This is a genomic window from Paraburkholderia sp. CI2 (genome assembly GCF_014201055.1).
Taxonomy (GTDB): Bacteria; Pseudomonadota; Gammaproteobacteria; order Burkholderiales; family Burkholderiaceae; genus Paraburkholderia; species Paraburkholderia tuberum.
This window is the reverse complement of record NZ_JACHDL010000011.1, coordinates 208096-231121: the sequence shown is the minus strand read 5'-3', so window position 1 is coordinate 231121 and position 23026 is coordinate 208096. Positions and strand designations below refer to the sequence as shown.

General features: G+C 66.5%; 15 protein-coding genes, 1 pseudogene and 2 riboswitches. Of the genes and pseudogenes, 7 read left to right on the top strand and 9 right to left on the bottom strand.

Features of this window, described 5'->3' with window-relative positions:
• Both HDG32_RS35990 and HDG32_RS17800 read left to right on the top strand, forming a co-directional pair.
• On the top strand, positions 1–277 hold a 277-nt coding region (locus HDG32_RS35990; RefSeq protein WP_221307773.1), incomplete at its 5' end, for a hypothetical protein.
• A 148-nt stretch (positions 278–425) separates the two neighbouring features.
• Positions 426–1370, top strand: coding sequence for a flagellar brake protein (locus tag HDG32_RS17800; protein WP_184069424.1), 945 nt, complete (start codon positions 426–428; stop codon positions 1368–1370).
• A gap of 67 nt (positions 1371–1437) precedes the next feature.
• Here the strand turns inward: HDG32_RS17800 and HDG32_RS17795 are convergent, their stop codons facing one another.
• From HDG32_RS17795 to cobW, 4 genes are read right to left on the bottom strand one after another with little or no spacing between them, the layout of a single operon-like run.
• On the bottom strand, positions 1438–2052 hold the full coding sequence (locus HDG32_RS17795; RefSeq protein ID WP_184069422.1) for a VWA domain-containing protein: 615 nt from the start codon (positions 2050–2052) through the stop codon (positions 1438–1440).
• A gap of 56 nt (positions 2053–2108) precedes the next feature.
• Positions 2109–3209 (bottom strand): ATP-binding protein, encoded by a 1101-nt coding sequence (locus HDG32_RS17790; RefSeq protein ID WP_184069420.1) that lies wholly within the window; start codon positions 3207–3209, stop codon positions 2109–2111.
• Entirely contained in the window at positions 3206–7024 is a 3819-nt protein-coding gene (gene cobN / locus HDG32_RS17785) for a cobaltochelatase subunit CobN (RefSeq protein ID WP_184069418.1), read from the bottom strand. The genes HDG32_RS17790 and cobN overlap by 4 nt, the downstream gene beginning before the upstream one ends.
• Positions 7025–7038: 14 nt before the next feature.
• Entirely contained in the window at positions 7039–8130 is a 1092-nt protein-coding gene (gene cobW, locus HDG32_RS17780; protein WP_311540083.1) for a cobalamin biosynthesis protein CobW, read from the bottom strand.
• Between the two features lie 192 nt (positions 8131–8322).
• Positions 8323–8601, bottom strand: a riboswitch (cobalamin riboswitch).
• Positions 8602–8681: 80 nt separating this feature from the next.
• A riboswitch (cobalamin riboswitch) is annotated at positions 8682–8942 on the top strand.
• A 194-nt stretch (positions 8943–9136) separates the two neighbouring features.
• On the opposite strand from cobW, the pseudogene cobA reads away from it, so the two are divergent.
• The 5 genes and pseudogenes from cobA to bluB all read left to right on the top strand — a co-directional run.
• Positions 9137–9874, top strand: a pseudogene (gene cobA, locus HDG32_RS37040) (uroporphyrinogen-III C-methyltransferase); the annotation flags it as partial.
• 15 nt (positions 9875–9889) lie between these two features.
• Positions 9890–10384, top strand: coding sequence for a cobalamin biosynthesis protein (locus HDG32_RS37035; protein WP_409340039.1), 495 nt, complete (start codon positions 9890–9892; stop codon positions 10382–10384).
• On the top strand, positions 10381–10983 hold the full coding sequence (cobO, locus tag HDG32_RS17770) for a cob(I)yrinic acid a,c-diamide adenosyltransferase (protein ID WP_184069412.1): 603 nt from the start codon (positions 10381–10383) through the stop codon (positions 10981–10983). Before HDG32_RS37035 ends, cobO begins: the two co-directional genes overlap by 4 nt.
• A gap of 3 nt (positions 10984–10986) precedes the next feature.
• On the top strand, positions 10987–12339 hold the full coding sequence (locus HDG32_RS17765) for a cobyrinate a,c-diamide synthase (protein WP_184069410.1): 1353 nt from the start codon (positions 10987–10989) through the stop codon (positions 12337–12339).
• Positions 12323–12982: a 5,6-dimethylbenzimidazole synthase gene (gene bluB, locus HDG32_RS17760; protein ID WP_184069408.1), complete on the top strand. Its 660-nt coding sequence runs from the start codon at positions 12323–12325 to the stop codon at positions 12980–12982. The genes HDG32_RS17765 and bluB overlap by 17 nt, the downstream gene beginning before the upstream one ends.
• Before the next feature lie 36 nt (positions 12983–13018).
• On the opposite strand, the gene HDG32_RS17755 is transcribed toward bluB, so the two are convergent.
• From HDG32_RS17755 to HDG32_RS17735, 5 genes are all read right to left on the bottom strand, one after another.
• Complete coding sequence (locus tag HDG32_RS17755) at positions 13019–13633, bottom strand: DUF4136 domain-containing protein (RefSeq protein WP_184069406.1); 615 nt, start codon at positions 13631–13633, stop codon at positions 13019–13021.
• Positions 13634–13675: 42 nt separating this feature from the next.
• Positions 13676–16162, bottom strand: coding sequence for a CHASE2 domain-containing protein (locus HDG32_RS17750; protein WP_184069404.1), 2487 nt, complete (start codon positions 16160–16162; stop codon positions 13676–13678).
• A 66-nt stretch (positions 16163–16228) separates the two neighbouring features.
• The gene (locus tag HDG32_RS17745; RefSeq protein WP_184069402.1) at positions 16229–17680 is read right to left on the bottom strand and encodes a FecR domain-containing protein; all 1452 of its coding nucleotides are present in this window, start codon (positions 17678–17680) and stop codon (positions 16229–16231) included.
• Positions 17677–18417 (bottom strand): response regulator transcription factor, encoded by a 741-nt coding sequence (locus HDG32_RS17740; RefSeq protein WP_184069400.1) that lies wholly within the window; start codon positions 18415–18417, stop codon positions 17677–17679. Before HDG32_RS17740 ends, HDG32_RS17745 begins: the two co-directional genes overlap by 4 nt.
• A 988-nt stretch (positions 18418–19405) precedes the next feature.
• Positions 19406–22912, bottom strand: coding sequence for a DEAD/DEAH box helicase (locus HDG32_RS17735; RefSeq protein ID WP_184069398.1), 3507 nt, complete (start codon positions 22910–22912; stop codon positions 19406–19408).
• Between the last annotated feature and the right edge of the window lie 114 nt (positions 22913–23026).

The window sequence follows — 23026 nt, the reverse complement described above, 5'->3', positions numbered from 1 at the left end:
ACAGCAGACTCCGGAGAATCCGCCGCCGCATTCCGCATCAAGCGCCCACACTTATCGACTGTTAGTTTTTAAAGATCGGTCCGCCAAACCCGCCGCGCCTGAACCACCTGAACCACCACTACCCGGCACCGCTTCGTTTGCGTCGCTGCGTCTGCAGCAGAGAAACGAGATTATGGAGAGCGGTCGACAACACGTCAATACCCTTCTCACAATTTATCTTAGAAAGTTGAATAGCCTAAAAAATGAGCAGCGCCGCGCGAGAACTCCGATTAGCTAGTCATCCGATTTAATTCACCGGAGGTCAAACACGGACAAAAACAAAGCAGATCGGGCACAACTCCCACCCATCCCCGTTCCCCGAATTAAAGTTTCACCCATCCCCGCCGTCAATCAGATCATCCCGCCACTTAAATTAGCTGCCGACTATGGACAATCTCGTCGACGCACACGTCGAGGACACCCAGCCCGCCGCGGCATCCCCGATGCTCGAGCCTGATACGGTGCCGGTAGGCACGCCGCTCCCATGGCCGATCGTCGATGCCGACGGCACGCTGCTCTTCGCAAGCGCGACGACGCTCGCGACCACCGACGAGCGCGCCTTTCTGTTTCAACACTTCCGCCCGCAACGCGGCGACCTGTTCGACCTCGGCGCACAACAACCGCCGGCGCCAACCGCCCAGCCTGACCACGCCGGTGAGTTGACGCTGAAGGACATGCACCTCGAGATCGGCGCATTGATCGGCATGCGTTCGCAACTCGGCAGCGGCGCGCCGATGCAACCTTGCGGCATCATCGGTTTCGCGCCGAATCATGCGCTGTTCGTCACGCCGCCGATGCTGCAGGGCCAACCGCTGCCGCTCACGCCCGGCGAGAACGTCGAGGTCGTCGCGATCGCGAGTCAGGCCGTGTTCCGTTTCGTCTGCACGGTCGAAGCGGTCTGCCGCGTGCCGTTCGACTATGCCGTGTTGTCGAGGCCCGGTATGGTCCGCCGGCTCCGTGAGCGCAAATCGATCCGCGTCCATGCGCACCTGCCCGTGCGGTTTGGCATCGGCGGGAGCGGTGACACTTACGAAGGCCTTGGACTCGCCAAGGGCATCAGCGCGCTCGGCATGTCGTTGAGTGCGTCATGGACACTGGGCGAAGTCGGCGAGCGGCTGCGCATCGCGTTCCGGCTGAAGTCGGCCGAATACGATTCACAGATCGAGACGACGGCGGTGATCCGCAACGTTCAGAAGGGCAAAACGCCTGGCGAGCCGTCCATGCATGGGCTAGAACTGGATCAACTCGATTCCGTTCAACAGATGGCGATGAAGGTGTTCGTGTTCGATCGTCAGGAGGATGTGCAGCACTGGTCCAACGGACTGAAATAAGCGGTACGGCCACAAAAGCAACGCGCGTGCGGACACAGCAGCGTCGACCTCGCTGCGCACACATCGATCAGCCGAGCAACTCTTCCGGCGTCAACCGCCGCGCTCCCCAGGCATTGGCGAGCACCTCGCAACGACCGAGCCGTATCGCACCACGCTCGAAATCGACGAACACGACTTCATCGACGTCGGCCGGCCGCGCGGGTTCGTCGCTCGTGCGGCCGTCGGTCAGAATCCATAACCAGCGCTGCTGGGCCGGCCGTCGCCGCGCGCAGCGTTCGAGCAGTTGCGCGGCGCTGCGCACGCCCGACGCGAGCGGCGAACCGCCGCCTCCGCCCACGGGCGCGAGCCATCGCTCGTTCCACCAGCGCGGCACGGCCGGGCCGAAACGCACATCCGCTCCCGCACCGCCGAAGCAGATCAGCGCAGCCTCGGCGCGCATCGCACTCGCACGGTCGAACAAGGCAGTCAGTAGACCCTTCGCCAACGCGAGGCGTTGGCCCGCCAGCATCGACCCGGAGCAATCGAGCACGAAGCAATGCAGCACACCGCCACGCGGCACTTCCCCTACGAAGCGCAGATGCTCACGACGCAGCGTGTGCTCGCGCATCGCGGCGAGCGTCGGTGGCCATGCAATGCGCCTGCCCGGTTCGCCGCCCGACGTGTCGCGCGAATCCGCCCCCACGCCTCGTCGCCATCGAAAACCGCTGCGCGAGTCAGCGGCGGCGCCTTTCCGATGGCTCAGCGTTTTTTTGCGTCGAGCGCAATGACGCCTTTGACAGGCAAAGCCGCGGCCGGCTCGGGCGGCAGGTAGCCCCACTCGGAGTCGGCGGAAGGTGTCGTGGATCCAGCCGTATCGCCAGACGCACCCTCAGCGAGCTCCCGTGCCGGCGCCTCGCTTTCTGGCCAGCGCTGATTCGCATGTTGCGAATCATGCTGACGCCGCCGATGAAGCAGCACCGGATCGGCAACGCGCTCCACATGTCGCACCGTCACCGCACCTGCCCGTTCGAATGCGGCCAGCGCGCGCGCCGCGCGCAGCATCACGAGGTCGGCGCGCAGGCCGTCGACGGCCGCCTCGATGCATAGCGCGCTCACGCGCGCATGGACGGCGTCATCGAACGACAGCAGCGGCAGCGCCGCGCGCGCCGAGCGAATTCGCTGCACGTATGAAGCCTGCTGCTCCGCGTAAGCGGTACGAAACCCAGCGGGATCGAGATCGAACGCGAACCGCGCTTTGACGATCGCCTGCCGCACCTGCGGCTCGAACGCGTTCTGCAACTCCACCATCAGACCGAAGCGGTCGATCAATTGCGGCCGCAACTCGCCCTCTTCGGGATTCATCGTGCCGATCAGCACGAAGCTCGCGTCATGACTATGCGACACGCCATCGCGTTCGACGGTATTCACGCCGCTCGCCGCCGCATCGAGCAACGCATCGACGAGCGCATCGGGCAGCAGATTGACTTCGTCGACGTACAGCACGCCGCGATGCGCCTTCGCGAGCAGCCCCGGCGAGAAGCGCACCGAGCCGTCGCGCAACACCCTTTCGATATCGAGCGTGCCGATCAGACGATCCTCGCTCGCGCCAAGCGGCAGATTCACGAGCTCTCCCTCCGGCAGCAGTTCGGCAAGCGCGCGCGCGGCAGTCGACTTCGCAGTGCCACGCGGTCCGCTGATCAATACACCGCCCAAGCCCGGGTCGATCGCCGCGAGCACCAGCGCCTGCTGCAACGAAGCCTGGCCGATCAGCGCCGCAAACGGAAAAACGGGCCGCGCCGCCGTACCCGATACACAGGCGGAGCAACCTGCGTCGTCCGCTCCTCGCATCGCTCCATTCATGTTTGTCTTCCTTCGATCTGCTGTTCGCTCGCCAGCAGATGCGTTTCCACCTGCGCGCGATAGTCACCCGGTTGCTGCCACAGCCCCCGCTGCATCGCCTCGAGCAAACGCTCGCAGATCGAATGCAGCGCATGGGGATTGTGCCGTTGCATGAACGCGCGCGTATCGGCGTCATTCAGATAAGCATCGGCGACGAGCGCGTATTGATGATCCGCGATCACGCGCGCGGTCGCGTCGTAGCCATACAGATAATCGACGGTCGCGGCGATCTCGGCCGCGCCCTTGTAGCCGTGGCGCTTCACGCCGTCGAGCCATTTCGGATTGACCACGCGCGAGCGGATCACGCGCGCGATCTCCTCGTGCAACGTCCGCACGCGCGGCGCGGCCGGATTGCTGTGATCCGCGTGATAGACGCGCGGCTGCTGACCTGCCAGATGCCGCACCGCCGCGACCATGCCGCCCTGAAACTGGTAGTAATCGTTCGAATCGAGCACGTCGTGCTCGCGGTTGTCCTGGTTCTGCAGCACGAGGTCCATCGCTGCTAGGCGCGTGCCAAACACTTGATGCGCTTCCTCGCCCGCGCTCTTCTGCGCGTACGCATATCCGCCCCACGCCTGATACGCGTTCGCGAGATCGGCGTCGGTCTGCCATTGGCGCGAGTCGATCATCTGCTGCAGACCCGCGCCGTACGTGCCCGGCCGCGCGCTGAACACGCGCCAGCCCGCGCGCTTGCGCGCTTCGACCGGGTCCATGCCGCGCGCGATCAACGCATCGCGTTCGCGCTGCACGCGCGCGCGAATCGGATTCAGCTCCGCGGGCTCGTCGAGTTCGGCAACCGCTTGCACGGCCGCATCGAACAGATGCATCACGTTCGCGAACGCATCGCGAAAGAAACCGGATACGCGCAACGTGACGTCGATACGCGGCCGATCGAACGCGTCGATCGGCATGATCTCGAAGTCCGTCACACGGTGGCTGCCCGGCGCCCATTTCGGCCGCACGCCGAGCAGCGCGAGCGCCTGCGCGACATCGTCGCCGCCGGTGCGCATCGTCGCGGTGCCCCAGACCGACAGGCCGATCGCGCGGGGATAATCGCCGTGCTCCTGCAGATGCCGCTCGATCAGTTGCTGCGCCGATTTCAGGCCGAGTGCCCACGCGGCTTGCGTCGGCACCGCGCGCGTGTCGACCGAATAGAAGTTGCGGCCGGTGGGCAGCACGTCGGGCCGACCGCGCGACGGCGAACCGCTCGGACCTGGCGGCACGAAACGTCCTTCGAGGCCGCGCTTCAGCTGCGTCATTTCCTGCGGGCCGCAGGCGTCGAGACGCGGCAGCACGTCGTCGCACAGGCGTGCGATCACCTGTGCCGCTTGCGGCAGATTTTCGTCGGCTACGGGGACGGCCTGCGAACGATCCGCGACATCGCAATCGACACCGCAGACGCCGCGCAACAGCTCGCCCGCGAGCAATTCCAACCGCTCGCGCGTATCGCCGTAATGTCGCCACGGCGCATCGCTGACCCGCTGCAATACCTCGGGTCGCGGGCCGTCCCATGCGGCGGCCCAATCCACCGTCAACGGGCCGAACCGATGATCGATGCGCAGATCGCGCGCCAACGCGTCGACGAGCCCCGCCTTGCCGCCCTGCCCATCGCCGACCGGAAAGCGCCCGAGCGCGAGCAGCGTGTCGCGCCGCTGCACGCCGCGCGGCGACTGCCCGAACGTATGCAGGCCATCGCGAATCTGCGCTTCCTTCAGCTCGCACAGCCACGCATCGACGCGTGTGAGCAGCGCGTCTTCATCGTCCTGTCCGTTCGGCGCCGCGAGACTCAGCTCTTCGTGCAACCGATGCTCGACGATCGTCGTCAGAATCGTGCGACGCAAGAGCTTCGCGCGACGCGAATCGACCATCAATGCCTCGTAGTATTCGTCGACCTGGCGTTCGAGGTCCTGCAGCGGCCCATAGTTTTCGGCGCGTGTAAGCGGTGGCATCAGATGATCGATGATCACCGCCTGCGCGCGCCGCTTCGCCTGGCTGCCCTCGCCCGGATCGTTGACGATGAACGGATACAGATGCGGCATCGGTCCGAGAATCAGATCGGGCCAGCATGCGTCGCTCAAGGCGACGCTTTTGCCCGGCAGCCATTCCAGGTTGCCGTGCTTGCCGACGTGCACGACCGCGTCGATGCCGAACTGATGGCGCAGCCAGAAATAGAACGCGAGGTATGCGTGCGGCGGTACGAGCTCCGCATCGTGATAGCTCGCGTAGTCGCCGTGCTCGCGCGAACGCGCAGGCTGAATGCCGATGAACACCTGGCCGCAGCGCCAGCCGGCGATCATGAAGCGGCCGCGCCGTAGCGTGGGGTCCTGCTCGGGCTTGCCCCAGCGAGCGTTCAACGCGTCGCGCACGCTCGCCGGCAACGCGTTGAACTGCGCGAGGTAGTCGTCGAGTGCGAGGCTTTGCAGGGCCGGACGCAGATCGCGTACGACCGGATCGTTGGTCACGCCTTCGGTCAGCCTGTTCAACAACGCGTCGCCGTTTTCGGGTAATTCGCCGACACGATAACCTTCATCGCGCAGCATCGACAGAATGCCGACCACCGACGCCGGCGTATCGAGCCCGACGCCATTGCCGATGCGCCCTTCGCTCATCGGATAGTTGGCGAGAATCAACGCGACTTTCTTGTCGGCGTTATCGAGCGAACGCAAACGGCACCAGCGCCGGCTCAGCTCGGCGAGAAAGCGCACCCGTTCGAGGTCGGGCTGATAGCGGACCACGTCGACCTGCGTATGCGCACAGCGATACGCGAGCCCCTTGAAGCTGATCGCGCGCGTGATGATGCGCCCGTCCACTTCGGGCAGCGCGATATGCATGGCGATGTCGCGCGAATTGAGGCCGTGGTTGTCCTTCAGCCAGTCTTCGCGATTGCCGCCGCTCAGGATTACCTGGAACACCGGCGCGTCGCCGGCGAGCGCGAGCGGCTCCGGATCGTCGAGCGCGGAAGCGGCGAACGCGGTCGTGTTCAGCACGAGCGCGACACCATGTTGCGCGCACAGCGACTGCACGACATCGCGGCTCACCGCATCCTTCAGCGACGTGATCGCGAGCGGCAGCGGATTGAGCCCTTGCGCTTCGAGCGCGTCGATCAGCGCATCGAACACCGCGGTATTGGCGGCCTGCAGATGCGCCTTGTAGAACAGAATCGCGACGACCGGCGCGTCTTGCCGCCAACGCGCCTGCCAGTCGGCGACGATGGGGGTATCGCGCTCGGGGTGATACAACGACGCGGCCGGCAACGCGCGCGGCGGATCGGGTTCGCGCCCCCAGTCGAGCGCGCGATACGCGATGCAGCGCAAAAACGCCTCGGCGTTCTGCGGACCGCCCTCGCGCAGATAGCGCCACAGCTGCTGGCACAACTCGGCGCTCGCGGTGCTGCGCGCTAGCAGGTTCGGGTCTTCCTGCAGATCGCCGGAAAACATCGCGAGTGTTTGCTGTTTGCGCTGCGCGAGCGCGACCACCTGCTCGATGCCGTACGGCCAATACGTTTCGCCGCCGAGATGATCGACGACGACCACGCGCGCATGCTGCAACACGTCGTCCAGATAGAAATCGACCGAGGCAGGCTGACGCAGATACGTGACGTTCGCGAGCCGCACGCTCGGAAAGCCGTCGCCGAGACGCGGCACGACGCTCGCGAGCAGCGACAGCGTGGTGTCGGCGGAACTGAGCACGACGATCTCGGCGGGCTGCTGATCGATGCGGATCACGCCCTGCGTATCGTCGACGAAGCCGCCCGGCGTCGTGCGCAGCAGATGCATGCTGGTGCGCCCGTTTATGCCGTCGCGTTCGACGTCGCGCCGAGCGCCGCGTCGAACGCCTGTTGCAGCGCGTGTTGGTCGAGGTCTGCGCCGATCAGCACGAAGCGGCTCAACGCGCCGTCGCCATTTTCACCCGCTTGCCAGCGCCGGTCGAAGTAGCTGTCGAAGCGCCGGCCCACGCCCTGGATCACGAGACGCATCGCCGCGCCCTGCAGTGCCGCGAAGCCTTTGACACGGTAAATCGTGTGGGTTTCGACGAGCGTCTGCAAGGCGGCGAGCGCCGCGTCGCGCGACGGTACGGATGCCTGCACGACGACCGAATCGAATTCATCGTGGTGATGATCGGGGTCGTCGGCGGAACCGTGGTGGTCATGACGCAGGTGGATCGTCTCTTCCGACGCCGCTTCGAGGCCCAGCAGCGTATGCAGGTCGAGCCGCCCCTGCTGCGCACGCACGATCTTCACCTGCGGCGGAATCTCCGCGCGGATCGCGGCTTCGACCTCGTGCTGCCGCGACTCGTCGATCAGATCGGTCTTGTTCAGAATCACCAGATCGGCCGCCGACAACTGGTCTTCGAACAGCTCGTGCAGCGGCGACTCGTGATCGAGATTCGGATCGGCCTTGCGCTGTGCATCGACGGCGAGCGGGTTATCGGCGAACTGGCCGCTCGCGGCGGCCGGGCCGTCCACCACCGTCACCACCGCGTCGACCGTGAAGCCATTGCGGATCTGCGGCCAGTTGAACGCCTGCACGAGCGGCTTCGGCAACGCCAGGCCCGACGTTTCGATCAGCACGTGATCGAGTTCATCGCGGCGCTCCGCGAGCTTTTCCATCACCGGGAAAAATTCTTCCTGCACGGTGCAGCACAAACAACCGTTCGCGAGTTCATACAATTGCCCTTCGGTCTCGACGCCGTTTTCATCGCAACCGATGCCGCAGCCCTTGAGGATTTCGCCGTCGATGCCGAGCTCGCCGAACTCGTTGACGATCACCGCGATGCGCTTGCCGCCCGCATGCTGAAGAATGTGCCGCAGCAGCGTGGTTTTGCCGCTGCCGAGAAAGCCCGTGATGATCGTGACGGGGATCTTGCGCAATTGAGTTTGCATCGTGAGGTCCATCCCTTGGCGTTGATCGGTATGCCGGAAAGTCCGCGCGTGGGTCCGCGTCGGCTGGCGAATGGAGCACGCGCAGCAGTACCAGCGATCACCAGACACGGGGACGAACGACGGCATGGTCGCGACAACGGAAATACAGAAAGCGGAACTGAGGTCATGAACGCGCCGCCGCATCCCCGCGGCGGTCGTTCTGCTTCTTTGGGCCGGTATCCGGGCTGGCGAAAGCGCCGCTTCCCCTTCCCGGCCGAGTGGTTTCTCGTCCAGTGGTGAAATGTCCACGCGACCTTGCGCGAGGACATCGAAGCCGGCACTGCGGTGCCCGGCTATCAAGCCGGAACCGCTTTTCGCTTACCGTTGCGGGGACAGCACAGGTTAGCCGCTCCAGAGCAGGTGGCTCCCTGTTTCCCGTTTAACTGCATGCGCACGAGCGCGCACGCGAGCACCCAAAGTGCGTGCGAGTGTAGGCCCGGCGACTTGCGCAGTCAAGCAACGCACCGAGCCGGAAAGCGCCGCCGAGGCTTATCCGGCAAGGCGCCATGTGCTATCGTATGCGCGCGTTTGGTGCCCGCACATGCGCTCGCGTGTGCAGTTAAACGGGAAACAGGCAGCGCCTCGCGCGTTCAACCTGTGCTGTCCCCGCAACGGTAAGCGACCTGCGGCGCGCGATTCGATTCGCCTTCGATTCCGACGTGCCGCGCATGCGTTTTTTGATGCCACTGTCCCGCGAATCCACAAACCGGGACGGGAAGGCGAAGCGCATGAGGCCGCCAGCCCGGATACCGGCCAGACGCGGAGGCGGTGCCGCATTGCATCCGTGCATCACGTGGCGCCGCCGGCCGCCGGAATCCGCGGGGAACGGATGTGAAGGCGTAGCAGCGCGGCATCGCGCGTGCCCGGATTCGCAGTTCCGCATGACCTCTATATTCACCGCGGCGCGCGCTGTCGCACGCCGCTTCTCTTCTTCCATCACCGCATGGCGCGCGCCATCCACGCCGCGATGACGCGCGCCTGGCTGATCGGCGCCGGTCCCGGCGACGTCGAACTGATCACGCTGAAGGCCACCCGTGCGCTCGCGCAGGCCGATGTCGTGCTCGTCGACGATCTGGTGAATCCCGACGTGCTGCAGTTCGCGCGCACCGACGCGCAAGTCGTGTACGTCGGCAAACGCGGCGGCCATCCGTCGACGCCGCAAGCCGACATCGTCGCGCAAATGCTCGGGCATCTGCGCGCGGGGCGCAGCGTCGCGCGGCTCAAGGGCGGCGATCCGTTCGTGTTCGGCCGCGGCGGCGAAGAGTTGCAGGCGCTACAGGCCGCGGGTATTGAAGTCGACGTGATCAACGGCATCACGGCCGGCATCGCGGCGCCCGCGGCGCTCGGTATCGCAGTCACGCATCGTGATCACGCGCAGGGCGTCGTGTTCGTCACCGGCCACGGCGCCGGCAGTGGCGAACCGGACTGGGCCGCGCTCGCCGCGACGCGCATGACGCTGGTGATCTACATGGGCATGCGCCGGCTCGGCGAGATCGCCCGCGCATTGCTCGCGGCCGGCATGTCCGCCGACACGCCGTGCGCGGCGATCGAGTCGGCGACGCGGCCTGAGCAGCGCCATGTGCTCGCGCCGCTTCGCGAGTTCGCCGAGGCGGTGGCGCGCGCGGGGCTCGGCTCGCCGGCGATCGTCGTGATCGGCGGTGTGGCGTCGCTCGCACTGGCGCGTGATGCGGCCAAACGCGACGCCGGCGTTGCTCACGAACTGGCAGCGAGCGCGACACGACACGGACTCGGACGCGCGATCAGAACGCTGAGCGTCGGCATCGGTTGCCGCTTGCACAGCGAAGCCGCTGAGATCGAAGCCGCCGTCCGCGCAGCGCTCGGATCGAATGCCTTCGAGCAGATCCGCGCGATCGCGACGATCGACACCAAAGCCAACGAAGCCGGTCTGCTCGAATTCTGCTCACGTCATCAGCTGCCGCTGCAACTGTTCAGCCGCGAGCAGATCGCCGCGGTACCGGTCGCGTCGCCGTCGGCGGCGGCACACGCGCATCTCGGCGTCGATGGTGTGTGCGAGCCGTGCGCGCTGCTAGCGGCAACGGCGCCGGACTCCACCACAACCGCGCAAAACGCGCGTCTGATCGTACGCAAGACCGCGCACGCCGGCATCACGGTGGCGATCGCAGCGGCGAACGACGCTGCCCTTAGCGACGCGACCCCATCCCATCCCGCCTCTCAAAACCAGGACCCCCGATGAAAACCGATCCGGAATCGCATCAACGCATGACCGAACGCCGCCGCGAAGGCCACGAAAAGAAGCAGGCCGGCGCGACCGTCGAAAAAGGCCTGCTGATCGTCAACACCGGCACCGGCAAGGGCAAGAGCACGGCCGCGTTCGGCATGGCCGTGCGGGTGCTCGGCCACGGCATGCGGCTCGGCGTCGTGCAGTTCATCAAAGGCGCGCTGCATACGTCGGAGCGCGATTTCCTCGGCGCGATCGCGCAATGCGATTTCGTCACGATGGGCGACGGCTACACGTGGAACACGCAGAACCGCGAGGCCGACATGGCGACCGCGCGCAAAGGCTGGATCGAAGCGCGGCGGATGATCGAAAGCGGCGACTACCAGATGGTGATCCTCGACGAGCTGAACACCGTGCTGAAGTACGAATACCTGCCGCTCGACGAAGTGCTCGCGGTGATCAACGCGCGTGCGCCGATGTTGCACGTCGTCGTGACCGGACGCCATGCGCCGGACGCGCTGATCGAAGCCGCCGACCTCGTCACCGAAATGCGCGCGATCAAGCATCCATATCGCGAGCAAGGTGTGAAGGCGCAGCGCGGCGTGGAGTTCTGAGCGATGTCGGCGTCCCCCAACGGGGCTTGGTCCGGGGCGTCCCCCCAGGGGAGTTGCTCCGCGGCGTGCCCCGCGCTGTTCATCAGCGCGCCCGCGTCGGGACAAGGCAAAACCACGATCACCGCCGGTCTCGCGCGCTATCACCGGCGGCTCGGACGTCGCGTGCGCGTGTTCAAGACCGGACCGGATTTTCTCGATCCGATGATCCTCGCGCGCGCGAGCGGCGCGCCGGTGCTGTCGCTCGATCTGTGGATGGTCGGCGAAAGCGCATGCCGCAACCTGCTCGCGCGGGCGGCGCAAGAAGCCGATCTGATCCTGATCGAAGGCGTGATGGGCCTGTTCGACGGCACGCCGAGCAGCGCCGATCTGGCGACCACGTTCGGCGTGCCGGTGCTCGCGGTGATTTCCGCGCAGGCGATGGCGCAGACCTTCGGCGCGCTCGCATTCGGCCTTGCGCGCTTCAGACCACAACTGCCGTTCCACGGCGTGCTCGCGAATCGCGTCGGCTCCGCCCGGCACGCGCAGATGCTGCAGGAAGCGCTGCCGCCCCGGTTGCGCTGGTGCGGCCACCTCGCCGCGAGCGACGAGATCACGCTGCCCGACCGCCACCTCGGCCTACACCAGGCCGATGAAATCGACGATCTCGAAGCGCGCCTCGAACGCGCGGCGGATTCGCTCGCGTCGACCGCGCTCGCCGAACTGCCGCGCCCGGTCGATTTCGGCGTGCCCGCGCCCGAAGTGCTGCCGCGTCTGCTCGAAGGCAAGCACATCGCGATCGCGCGCGACGCCGCGTTCTCGTTCATCTATCCGGCCAACGTCGCGCTGCTCGAAGCGCTCGGCGCGCGGCTCAGCTATTTCTCGCCGCTCGCCGACGAAGCGTTGCCCGCCGGCACGCACGCGCTCTATCTGCCGGGCGGCTATCCCGAGTTGCATATGGCGACGCTCGCGGGCAACGTGAACAGCGCCGCATCGATCCGAGCGCACGTCGAGGCGGACAAACCGCTGGTCGCCGAATGCGGCGGCATGCTCTATCTGCTCGACACGCTGACCGACGCGCAAGGCACTAGCACGCCGATGCTGGGCCTGCTGCCCGGTCACGCGACGATGCAAACGCGCTTCACGTCGCTCGGCATGCAGCAGATCGACGGCGTCCACGGCACGCTGACCGGGCACACGTTCCACTACTCGAAGCTCGCGACGCCGCTAGCGCCGCAGCGCTTCGCCACGCGCGCGCACAGCGACGCGCGCGGCGAAGCGGTGTTCCGCGTGGGCCCGATTGTGGCAACCTATATGCACGCTTACTGGCCCTCCAACCCGGCTTTCACGGCCGCCCTCTTTCATGGCGAAACCTTTTGACGACTCCGAGCGCGATGCGGTCTATCGCGCGATTTACGAACGCCGCGACATGCGCCACTTCGTGCCCGATCCGGTCGATCCGGCGGTGCTGCGGCGTCTGCTCGACGCGGCGCATCACGCGCCTAGCGTCGGCTACATGCAGCCGTGGCGGATCGTGCGCATCACCGACGCGGCGCTGCGCACGGGCTTGCGCGACATCGTCGAGCGCGAACGGCTCGCCACCGCCGACGCGCTCGGCAAGCGCCGCGACGAGTTCATGAAGCTGAAGGTGGAAGGCATGCGCGAATGCGCGGAGCTGCTGGTGATCGCGTTGATGGACGGGCGCGAGCGACACGTCTTCGGCCGCCGAACGCTGCCGGAGATGGATCTCGCGTCGGTCGCGTGCGCGATCCAGAACATGTGGCTCGCCGCGCGCGCGGAAGGACTCGGGCTTGGTTGGGTGTCGCTATTCGATGTCGACGCGGTGCACCAGCTACTGGCGATGCCGGAAGGCGCGCGGCCGGTCGCGATTCTGTGCCTGGGCCACGTCGCTGCCTTCTATAGCGAGCCGATGCTCGAAACGGAGCGCTGGGCGAGCCGTCTGCCGCTCGCCGATTGCGTGTTCGAAAACCGCTGGCCGCAAGACGAGCCGGCGCAGGAATAACTGATACTCGCGGCCCCGGCGATCCGAGGCTGCGTTTTAACGCTGCAGCGGCTCCATCGAGTCGACGTTCGGCACACCGCTCGTCTTGTCGATGCTGAGCTTCACACGCCAGTCGGCCGGCGCATCGAACGGCAGCTTCGCGAGCGCGGTTTTCACGAGCAACGGCAGTGCATGCAGCGGGTCCGCGTCGCGATCCACGAACACCGCGCCGACCTTGTAGCGCTCGGCGCCGCTCGCGTAGTCGAAAAAGCGCAGCGTCAGCGCGTGCTGATACTTGCGCCCAAACAGCAGCGCGCCTGGACCGTCGCTGCCCGCGCCGCAATCGGCGGGCGCGCAATCCTCACCGCCGATGCCGATCGACGCCGGCCGCGTGCTGTACGCGATCGACAGCAGATAATGCGCGGGCTTGCCCGCCGTATCGACGAACCCGTGTTTCGCCAACTCGTCGCGCAACAGCTTTTCGACTTGAGGATGGTCGACGCTGTCGTCCTGCGGCTGCGTGCGCGCGAGCGAATAGGTCTGCTCGCCTTGCAGCGCAACGGCGCGGTCGGCGCCGTTAGCGGAGACGGTGTGCACGTCGGCGCTCAGGCCCGCGCAAGCGGCGAGGCTCGCCGCGGCCAGCGCGGCACAGAGGTGAGCGATCTTTGCCATTTTTTGTTTTCTCTCTAGTACATCGAATACATCAAAGGCGCATCAGACGCGCGGTGCGATCGATTCGTCGAGGGGCGCGTCGTCGAGCGCGGGCAGCCAGATCGTGAAGGCCGTCCCCTCGCCGGGCGCGCTGACGACTTCGACGCTGCCACCATGGCGCGTGACGACGGTTTTGACGAACGCCATGCCGAGTCCCGCCCCACCCACTTCCGGCCGCTCCGCCTCGTGAAAACGGCGAAAGCGCTCGAACAATCCCGCTTGCTGCTCCTCAGGAATGCCATAGCCCTGGTCGCGGATCGTGCACGACACGCGCGGCGCCTCGCTGCCCGCGCGCTTTGCCGCCGGCTGGCCAGTGAAGCTGCACACGATGCGCGTGTCGGGCGGACTGTACTTGACCGCGTTGTTCAGGATATTGACGAGCGCGCGTGTCATCAGCGAGCGGTCGGCGCAGATCCAGGGATCGTCGTTGGCGGCGTCGCCGGATTCCGCATGCAGCGCGATGCGCTTCGCATGCGCCTGCGGCCAGACCTCGTCGCTCGCATCGATGACGAGTTCGGTCAGACTCAGCGGCTCGAGCACATAGGCCTGCGATTCGGCGCGCGCCAGTTGCACGAAGTCGTCGGCAAGCGTGAGCGCGCGTTGCGCGTAGCGTTCGATGCGCTCCAGCACGCTGCGCGCGAGCGCAGGCTCGGTCCGCGCGCGCTCGATCTCGACCAGCGCAATGATCGACGCCTGCGGCGAGCGCATGTCGTGCGACAGCAGCCGCAGCGCGTCTTCGCGCTGACGCTCGGCCGCATGGAGCGCCGACACGTCGACGAGACCGGCGATCCAGCCGGTCGTCTCGCCCTGCGCGTTGGTGCAGGTCGCATAGCGCAGCAGATGGTCGCGCTCGTTCGCGTCGCGCACCTCGACGCCCTGCGCCATCAGCGCCGCGAACTCGCCGCGCGTCGGATCGAGAAGCGCCGGCCAGTGCGCGTGCGCGGACAGATTGCGCTCGTGGTCCGTGGCCGCGCGGGTGTCGATCGTCTTCACGAGCGTGAGGCCGCCGAGCACGCTCTGCATCGGCTGGCCTTCGGGCATCGGCGCGCCTAGCCGAGCGAAATGCGCTTTCGCCGCGTGATTCGCGATCAGCACGACGCCGGCCACGTCGCTGACTAGAATCGGCTCCGGCACGCTATCGAGGCTGTCCCACACGAAGCGCTTCATGTCCTGCACCCGTTGCGCGGCCTGCGCCATCAGCGCCATGTGCTGCGCGAGCACGTCGCCGCCGAATTCGCGGCGGCGCTTCGGCGTCTCGGGCAGCAGATGCGGCTCGTCGGCGAGACGTTGCAGTTCGCCGCGCAGATACGCCATCGTCATTTCGAGGCGTCGCCAGTTCCAGATCGGATAGACGATCACGACGCCGAGGATCGCCGGCACCGGCGAGATCCACAGCCTGCCGCCGTACAGCAGCAGCGCGCTGCCGGTCGCGGCGAGCAGTACCAGCGCGCCGGTCAGCAACAACGAGCGGCGCGGCGACAGCACGAGGAAGCCGGCGAGCAGCGCGGCGAGCGGCCCGAGCGCCGCCGCGAACACGACCCACAGCGCGACCGGCTGGATCTCGCGGCCGCTCAGCAGCGTGTCGAGCACGTTCGCGTGGATGTAGACGCCGGGCAGCGGACCGAGCTCGCCCGATACCGGTGTCGCGAAGCGGTCGTACAGACCCGACGCCGTCACGCCGATCACGACGATGCGCCCGCGCAACTGATCGGCCGGCACCTTGCCGGCGAGCACGTCGGTGAAACTGAGCTTTGGGTAGTTCGCGGCGTTCGGGCCGAACGGAATCAGGAAGCGCTCTTCGCCGCCGTCGTCGCTGCCGCGTGCGGGCTCGTTCGAGGGGCGCGGCGGCAGGCCGCCGCGCAGATGCAGCTTGCCGTGTTCGACCGCGTCGGCGACGAGCACCGTCAGTTGCGGCCAGCGCGAGCGCTCGTCGCCCTGGAAGCGCGCGACGCTGCGCACGATGCCGTCGCTGTCCACTTCGAAATTGATGTGACCGAGCCCGGCAGCAGCCTGCGCGAGCGGCGCGACGGGTTCATCGACGGTGCGCTTGCCGCTCGCATCGGGCGGCGTCAGCAGCACGGGCAGATAGGTCGAGCTCAGCGCAATTGCGTGGGCGAGCTGGACGTCGTCGACATTGGGCTCGGTGAACAGTACGTCGTAGATCACCGCGGCAGGTCTGGCCGCGGCGATCTGCTCGAGCAGCCGCGCGTGCACGCTGCGCGGCCATGGCCAGCGGCCGAGTGCGTCGATGCTCGCGTTGTCGATCTCGACGACGACGATGTCGGACAGCAGCGGCTGCTCGCGCAGCTTCAGAAACTGGTCGTACACCAGCAGATCGATGCCGGCGCCGACGCGCCCGAACGACGTCAGCAGGATCACCACGAGACCGAGACAGCCAACGCTGACCCACTCGATCAGAAAGCGCCGGCCCGCCCGCCGTCCGAGACGGGCGCGCGGATCGAGGCTCATTCGCGTAGAAGTGGCGGGCACGGGACGATGTAGTCGGGAACGGGAGGACGGACCGGCCAGCAGGCCGGCCCCGAGAATCTACCAGCGTCAGCGCGCAAGCGTAAAGGAGCGGACCGGACTGCTCTTTTCGTAGAAGCGGCCGTTGTCGAACTGCTCGGCGACGATCGTCCAGTAGTAGACGCCCGGAGGCAGATCGCTGATCACGAGTTCGCCGCCCGGCAGATCGGGGCGATCGATTACCGGATGGCTCAGTTCGGCCGTGTTCGCGAGCAGGAAGCGGAAACGGGTCGGCACGTTGCTGCGGCTGACGAACCAGCGGAACTCGTAGTCGCGGCTACCCGCGCGCTGCGCGGCCGAAGCGTCCAGCCCTAGCTGGCGGCGCTCGAACGCGTACACGTTCGGCAGGCCGTCGAGACCGTGGCTATCGGTCGACGCGACGCGCACGAAGTACGTGCCGTCGGGCAGATCGCCGAAGTCGGCATGCGGCGCGCTCACGCGCAGGTCTCGCACCAGGTCCAGTTGATCGGCGTCGCGCGAAATCTGCAGCCGATAGCCGACCGCGCGCTCGGCCGGGTCGACGTCGAACGCGACGCTCTTGCCGTCCTGCACGCGCGCCGGCCGCGCGAGCGCGGGTGCGGGCAACAGCTGGACCGGACTGCCGACCGCGCCGCCCGAGTGCGTGACGTTGCCGAAGCTTGCCTCGACCAGCTGCTCGGACGCCTGCAACGGCCTGCCTGGCGCCGGCGCGGCGCTCTGGCCATGCTGCGCGGCCGGATCGACGCCGACCGCGCCGTCGAGCACCGCCACCGCGGTGGTTTGCGTGTCGCCGTCGTAATCGACGCGGAAACGCGTGCCGCGCACCCCGGCGACGACCGAAGGCGAACGGATCTGGAAGCGATCATCGCGTCGCTTCGCATGCGTGACCTGGCTCTCGACCTCGCCGGCGCGCAGTTCAAAGACGCGATCGGCGACGCCGGTCAGCGTGACGTGCCGCAGTCTCTCGATATTGAGTTCGCCGTTCTGCGCGACCGTCACGTATGAGCCGCCGGGCAGTTCGAGCGTCGCGAACCCGTTCGCGCCGGTGCGCAAGCGATCGCCTTCGGCCAGCGTTTCACCGGTTTTCAGCGGCAGATAGGGGCTCGAGTCGAACGCGTGCTCGACCGGACCGCTGGTCGCGACCACGCGAGCCGTGTCCCGATCCTGGCGCAGCCTTCGGGACGGCAAACGCAGCACGATGCCGGCCGCCATGCGGCGCGGCGCGGGCACGTGATTGAGGCTGCTCAACAGCGCCCAGTCGGTCGGATCGGCCATGTAGCGGGCGGCGATGTCATACAGCGTGTCGCCCTCGTGCGTCGTGTACGAAGCGTAGACCGGCGACGCCTTCGCTCCGGTCTTGCCGCGCGCGGGCTGCGCATGCGCGAGCGCGCTCCAGCCGGTCGCGCCCGTTGCAATCAGACAGGCCGCGGCAAGCCACGCGGCGGCGCGGCGGCCGGGCATGGCGGCGCTGCCCGATGCCGCCCCATCCACGCAGACCGTCACGCTTCCCCCGCGTCTTCAGTGGGTTCGTCGTCGGCGGCCGGTGGGGTGTCGGCTTCGATCCGCTCGAGGCGGTAGCCATAGCCGTAGATCGGCGTGAGCCGATAACCGCGCTCGGGGCGCAGACCGAGCTTGCTGCGCAACATCGACACATGAGTATCCATCGTGCGCGACGGGATGTCCGTGGCCTGCTTCCAGATCACGTCGAGAATGTGTGCGCGCGACAACGGCCGGCTCATATGCTGGAACAGCAGCAGCGCGAGTTCGAACTCTTTCTGCGTGACGGAGACCGGGGTGCCGCGGACCACGACGTGCTTGACGCTCAGGTCGAACTCGAAGTCGCCGAATACTTCCCTCGTTGCCGGCGGCTTCAGGTAATACGCGCGCCGCAGCAGCGAACCAACCCGCGCGAGCAGCACGGCGCCCGAGACGGGCTTGACGAGATAGTCGTCGGCACCGGTATTCAGAATCGAAGTGATGTCGGTTTCGCGGCCGCGGCTCGTCATGAACAGCACCGGCAGGCGCTCGGACAGGCTTTCGCGCACCCAGCGAAGCACTTCTTCGCCGGACATGTCGGGAACATTCCAGTCGAGCACGAGCAGATCGAACGTCTGACGACGCAACTGGCGCACGAGTTCGCGCCCCGCGCCATACGCGTGACAGACGTGTCCAGCGGCGGACAGCGTTTGACATACAAGGTCGGCCTGAGCCGAATCATCATCGAGGACTGCAATTCTCATAACACCCCACAACGCAACAGCGCCTTCATGGCTGACGGCCGGTATACCGGCTGACGACCGGGATGACGGCGCAGCACCGCCGATCCGGCTTCCCAAAAAATTCCGGCTGTTACTTTCTGATTAATGGTCCCTCGCCGTACCCGCCATGACGCTGCTTTCATGAAACGGAAATTAGCGCATAAATGTAATTTCCATAGCGATTATGCAGGGCAGATCATGATAATCGAAAACCTTCTTTCTTCCCGTTTGCCGTGTACCGGCAATCCGTCGCGAAAAACCCTAATCAGAAACGGCTGACGCGCTTTTCAGGTTTTTCTGGTCTGCCAACACCAGCCGGCGCCGGAAGGAAGTGACACTGCGGACGGAAGATCCTTGCTGGAGCGGCTTTTTGACCACGCTCGCTTATCGGCTTTAAGATTCCTTTCAGGTACTCTTATTTAACAATTGCGTGTTCAGTATAAGAATAATCTCAAAAGAAATCGTTTAAACATTGTTAGATTTTGTCCCGGTCGAGTTGTCATTCGAGGCAGTCGGCTTGACTGCTTCACATTGTTGGCCGAGCGATGACGCGCCGCGAGACGGACCGTCAGCGGGTGATGCGCAGCGTTAGGGCCGCCGGCAAAAAAATGCGGCGCTGCCCCTGTCGAAGCAACGCCGCCACAAACACTACACACGCTCGCCGGGGTCTAACCGCACGAGTAACGTCAAGTTAGCCCGGGAAAAAGCCATGCTCAAGATGAAAGAACTTCCTTTGTAACCGTTGGCGAAGTAGTTATTACGCGCCGCACCAGCGCGTGCGACGCGCAAGTCTTACACAGCGCGACTTCGAAATTGGTATGAGTTGAAGTCCCCATCGACGGCAATTTACATACACAGACGCTTTGTTACAGTGCGGCCCCCATTGGCGTTGCTGCGGCGCGTCAGATTTCCCCCTTGCGTGTCTGCGTGGCCCGTCTGCGTTGCCTCGTTCGGTCGCTTGCCCGCGCGTTCAACGCGCGCCTTCGATGTCCGGCATCGGCGCGAACAGCGCGTCGAGGTCGTCGTCCGAGAACTTTGCGGCGCCGGCCGCATCTTCCGCGAGAATGCTGTCGGCGAGCCCGGCCTTGTGCTCCTGCAACGCGACGATCTTTTCCTCGATGCTGCCGGCCGCGATCAACTTGTACACGAATACCGGCTTGTCCTGTCCCAGCCGATGCGCGCGGTCGGTCGCCTGGTTCTCGGCGGCCGGGTTCCACCACGGGTCGTAGTGGATCACCGTGTCGGCGGCGGTCAGGTTCAGCCCCACGCCGCCGGCCTTCAGGCTGATCAGGAACAGCGGCACCTCGCCCTGCTGGAACCGCTCGACCGGGCTCACGCGATCGGCCGTGTCGCCCGTCAGCATGACGTACGGGATCGCGGCTTCGTCGAGCGCCTCGGCGATCAACGCGAGCATGCCGGTGAACTGCGAGAACAGCAGCACGCGGCGTCCCTCCTCGATCAGCTCGGGCAGCATCGACAGCAGCAGATCGAGCTTGGCCGAGCGCATCGCGCGCTCGCTGCCGCCCGTGGCAACGCCGTCCGCGATACCGCTGGCGGTGCGCACGAGCCGTGGATCGCAGCACACCTGGCGCAGCTTCAGCAACGCATCGAGCACGATGATGTGGCTGCGCGCGAGCCCCTGCGCGCTGACCGCCGCGCGCACCTTCTGCTGCATCGCGGTGCGCACGGTTTCGTACAGGTCGCGCTGCGCGCCTTCGAGATCGACCGGACACACGATCGTCGTCTTCGGCGGCAGCTCCTTCGCGACCTCGTCCTTGCGACGGCGCAGCATGAACGGCCGGATGCGGCGCGCGAGCAACGCGCGGCGCACGTCGTCGCCGTTCTTTTCGATCGGATTGCGCCAGCGTCGCGTGAAGTCCTTCTGGCTGCCGAGAAAGCCCGGCAGCAGAAAATCGAATTGCGACCACAGCTCGCCGAGATGATTCTCGAGCGGTGTGCCCGTCAGGCCCAGCCGATGCCGCGCCCGCAAGCCGCGAATCGCCTGGGCGGCTTTGGTGGTCGCGTTCTTCACGTACTGCGCCTCATCGAGAATCAGCAGATGATAGTCGTGCTCGGCGAGCACCTTCTGATCGCGCCACAACAGCGCATAAGTGGTCAGGATCAGCTCGGCTTCGCCGATCTGCTGGAAACGTTCCTTTCTCTGCGGCCCGTTCAGCACCAGCACTTTCAGCTCCGGCGCAAAGCGGCGCGCTTCCTCGCGCCAGTTGTGCACGAGCGTGGTCGGCACGACGATCAGCGCGGGATGCGTGAGCCGCCCCGCTTCCTTCTCGGCGAGAACGTGCGCGAGCGTCTGCACGGTTTTGCCGAGGCCCATGTCGTCGGCGAGCACGCCGGCCAGATCCTGCTCGCGCAGGAACTGCATCCAGTTCAGGCCCTGGTGCTGGTACCCGCGCAGCTCGGCCTTCAGCCCGCGCGGCACCGGCACTTCGCGCAGGCCCGGACCGGCTTGCAGACGGCGTGCGAGCTCGCGGATCGAATCGTCGCCGCTGAACTGCCAGCGGCCGGTGTCGTGCAGCGCATCGAGGCGACCCGCATCGACCGCGGGCACGCGCAGAGGCGCGCCTTCGGCAAGCGCGCCGCCGAGCGAATCGAACAGATCGACCAGCACGCGCACCACCGGCTTCAGACGATCGGCGCGCAACCGCAGGCGCTTGTTCTCCTCGGTCTTCAGCTCGATCGGCTCGTCGTCTCGAATACGCTCCAGCGCGCCAGAGAGCCAGCGCCGGTCGCGCCGGAACAGATCGGCCAGCAGCGGTTCGAGCCGCACGTTGCGCTCGCCGACGCGAATGCCCATCTCCAGATCGAACCAGCCGTCGCCGGCCTGCTGCGCGGTGCCGTCGATCGCGTCGATCTCGATCACGTTGTAGCGGAACTCGGGCGCCATCGTCACGCGCCAGCCCTTCGCGACCAGATCCGGCACCGCGTCGTTGACGAACCCGGACCACGCGTCGGTGTCGGGCAGACCGAGCATCGTGTCGGGCAACAGACGCGACGCATGCAGGTTGCGCGTCGGCACCTTTTGCAGACCGGTCTTGCGCAATTCCAGCAGACGCTTTTTCTCGGCGTCGTAGCGCCGGCGGATGTGAATCACGTCGCCGCCCGGCAGCGGCACCAGCGTCACGCTGCTGTCGGCGTTGATGCTGACACCGTCGTAGTCGAAGCTCGCGGCCGCCAGTTCTACCGCGGCGGACTTGCGCTCCGCGGCCTTCGCGGCCTTCGCGGTTTTCGCCGTTTTGATGCCCTTCCCCGCGCCGGGCAGCGCATGGCTGTTCAGCGTCAGCACCGGCACCGGTTCGACGTCGATCACCCGAATCGCGGGCGCGTCGTGGGTCGGCGGCAGCGGCAACTCGGGCGCGATCTCGCGCAGCACCGACGCGACGAGCGGCGCCTCGGCGAGCGAGATCGGCGGCATCGCGAGGTAGTCGGGCAGTTGCTGGAACGGCAGCGACAGTGGCACGACGCCCGCCTCGTTGGCGACGCCGTCCACGTACCAGACCGGCTCGGTCGGCAGCACCATGCTCGCGCGCGGCTCGGTGCGCAGTACCGGGCGCAGGCGCTCGTCGGCGAGCGGCTCCCATTCGATGCGCCCGAGGCGGTCGGCGGCGCGCGCGAGCGGCGTCGGTCCGGCCTGGCCCGGCGCGATCCCGAAGTCGAAGAACAGGCGCCCGGTCGCGATCAGCTTCTGCAGCGTTTCCGCGCCACTCGTGCCTCGCAGCACGAACTGGCCCAGGTCCTCGCGCGAGCGACCGAGCCATAGGCCGCGGAGGATCGACAGGTCTTCGTCGGACACGAAGCGCGGCTGCCTGAGCAGCGCGCCTTCGACGTCGCCCCAGCTGTCGCCGACTTCGACGATCACGCCGTCCGCGTCGCAACGCGCGCGATGCAGCACGACTTCGTGGCGCATATGAAGACGCGACCAGTTGAGCCGGTAGGCGAGCGTTTCCTTGCGCGTGGCGACGACCTTCCGGGCGGCGTCTTTTTCGGCGGCGTCGGCCGCGCGGGCGCGCGCGCGAAAACGCTCGAGCCAGCTGACCAGTTCGGGTCGCACACCTTGAGATGAAGAGGGAGACGGTGATGGCGCCGGCGGCGCGCCCGGCGCCGTAATCCGTCGCGCGATGAACACCTCCGACGTCGCCGGGTCACTGTCGTCCTCGACCTGCGTGATGTGATCCATCTCGTCGTGGTAGTCGAGTTCCGCGAGCAGCAGCGCCGCGACGTGCTTGCAATTGCGGCCGACCGGGCACGTGCATTTGCCTTCGGCCCACGGCGACCCGCCATCGGTACGAAAGCGAACCCGTGTCAGGTACGGCCGCGGCTGCGAGCCCTGCACGTCGCCCGACAGCGTGTCTCCCTGCCATTTGACGTTGCTGACCGCGCCCACCGAGCGCGCCTTGGCGACGGTGCGCTCACCGAGCCATTCCGCAATCCTTTCCCGATCGAAGAAAACTGATGACATCCGCGTGCATTCCTGTTCAAACCGGCGAAGGCAAGCGCGCGTGGACCATGACGGGGCGCCGCGCGACGCCCGGCCGATTCTGTCCAGTTGCGATTTGCCAGTGATAACCGGCCA

Excerpts from the sequence above, each read along its gene's own strand:
- HDG32_RS17800 (WP_184069424.1), top strand. The coding sequence starts at position 426 with ATGGACAATCTCGTCGACGCACACGTCGAGGACACCCAGCCCGCCGCG.
- HDG32_RS17790 (WP_184069420.1), bottom strand. The coding sequence starts at position 3,209 with ATGAATGGAGCGATGCGAGGAGCGGACGACGCAGGTTGCTCCGCCTGT.
- cobN (WP_184069418.1), bottom strand. The coding sequence starts at position 7,024 with ATGCATCTGCTGCGCACGACGCCGGGCGGCTTCGTCGACGATACGCAG.
- cobW (WP_311540083.1), bottom strand. The coding sequence starts at position 8,130 with ATGCAAACTCAATTGCGCAAGATCCCCGTCACGATCATCACGGGCTTT.
- cobO (WP_184069412.1), top strand. The coding sequence starts at position 10,381 with ATGAAAACCGATCCGGAATCGCATCAACGCATGACCGAACGCCGCCGC.
- HDG32_RS17765 (WP_184069410.1), top strand. The coding sequence starts at position 10,987 with ATGTCGGCGTCCCCCAACGGGGCTTGGTCCGGGGCGTCCCCCCAGGGG.
- bluB (WP_184069408.1), top strand. The coding sequence starts at position 12,323 with ATGGCGAAACCTTTTGACGACTCCGAGCGCGATGCGGTCTATCGCGCG.
- HDG32_RS17755 (WP_184069406.1), bottom strand. The coding sequence starts at position 13,633 with ATGGCAAAGATCGCTCACCTCTGTGCCGCGCTGGCCGCGGCGAGCCTC.
- HDG32_RS17740 (WP_184069400.1), bottom strand. The coding sequence starts at position 18,417 with ATGAGAATTGCAGTCCTCGATGATGATTCGGCTCAGGCCGACCTTGTA.
- HDG32_RS17735 (WP_184069398.1), bottom strand. The coding sequence starts at position 22,912 with ATGTCATCAGTTTTCTTCGATCGGGAAAGGATTGCGGAATGGCTCGGT.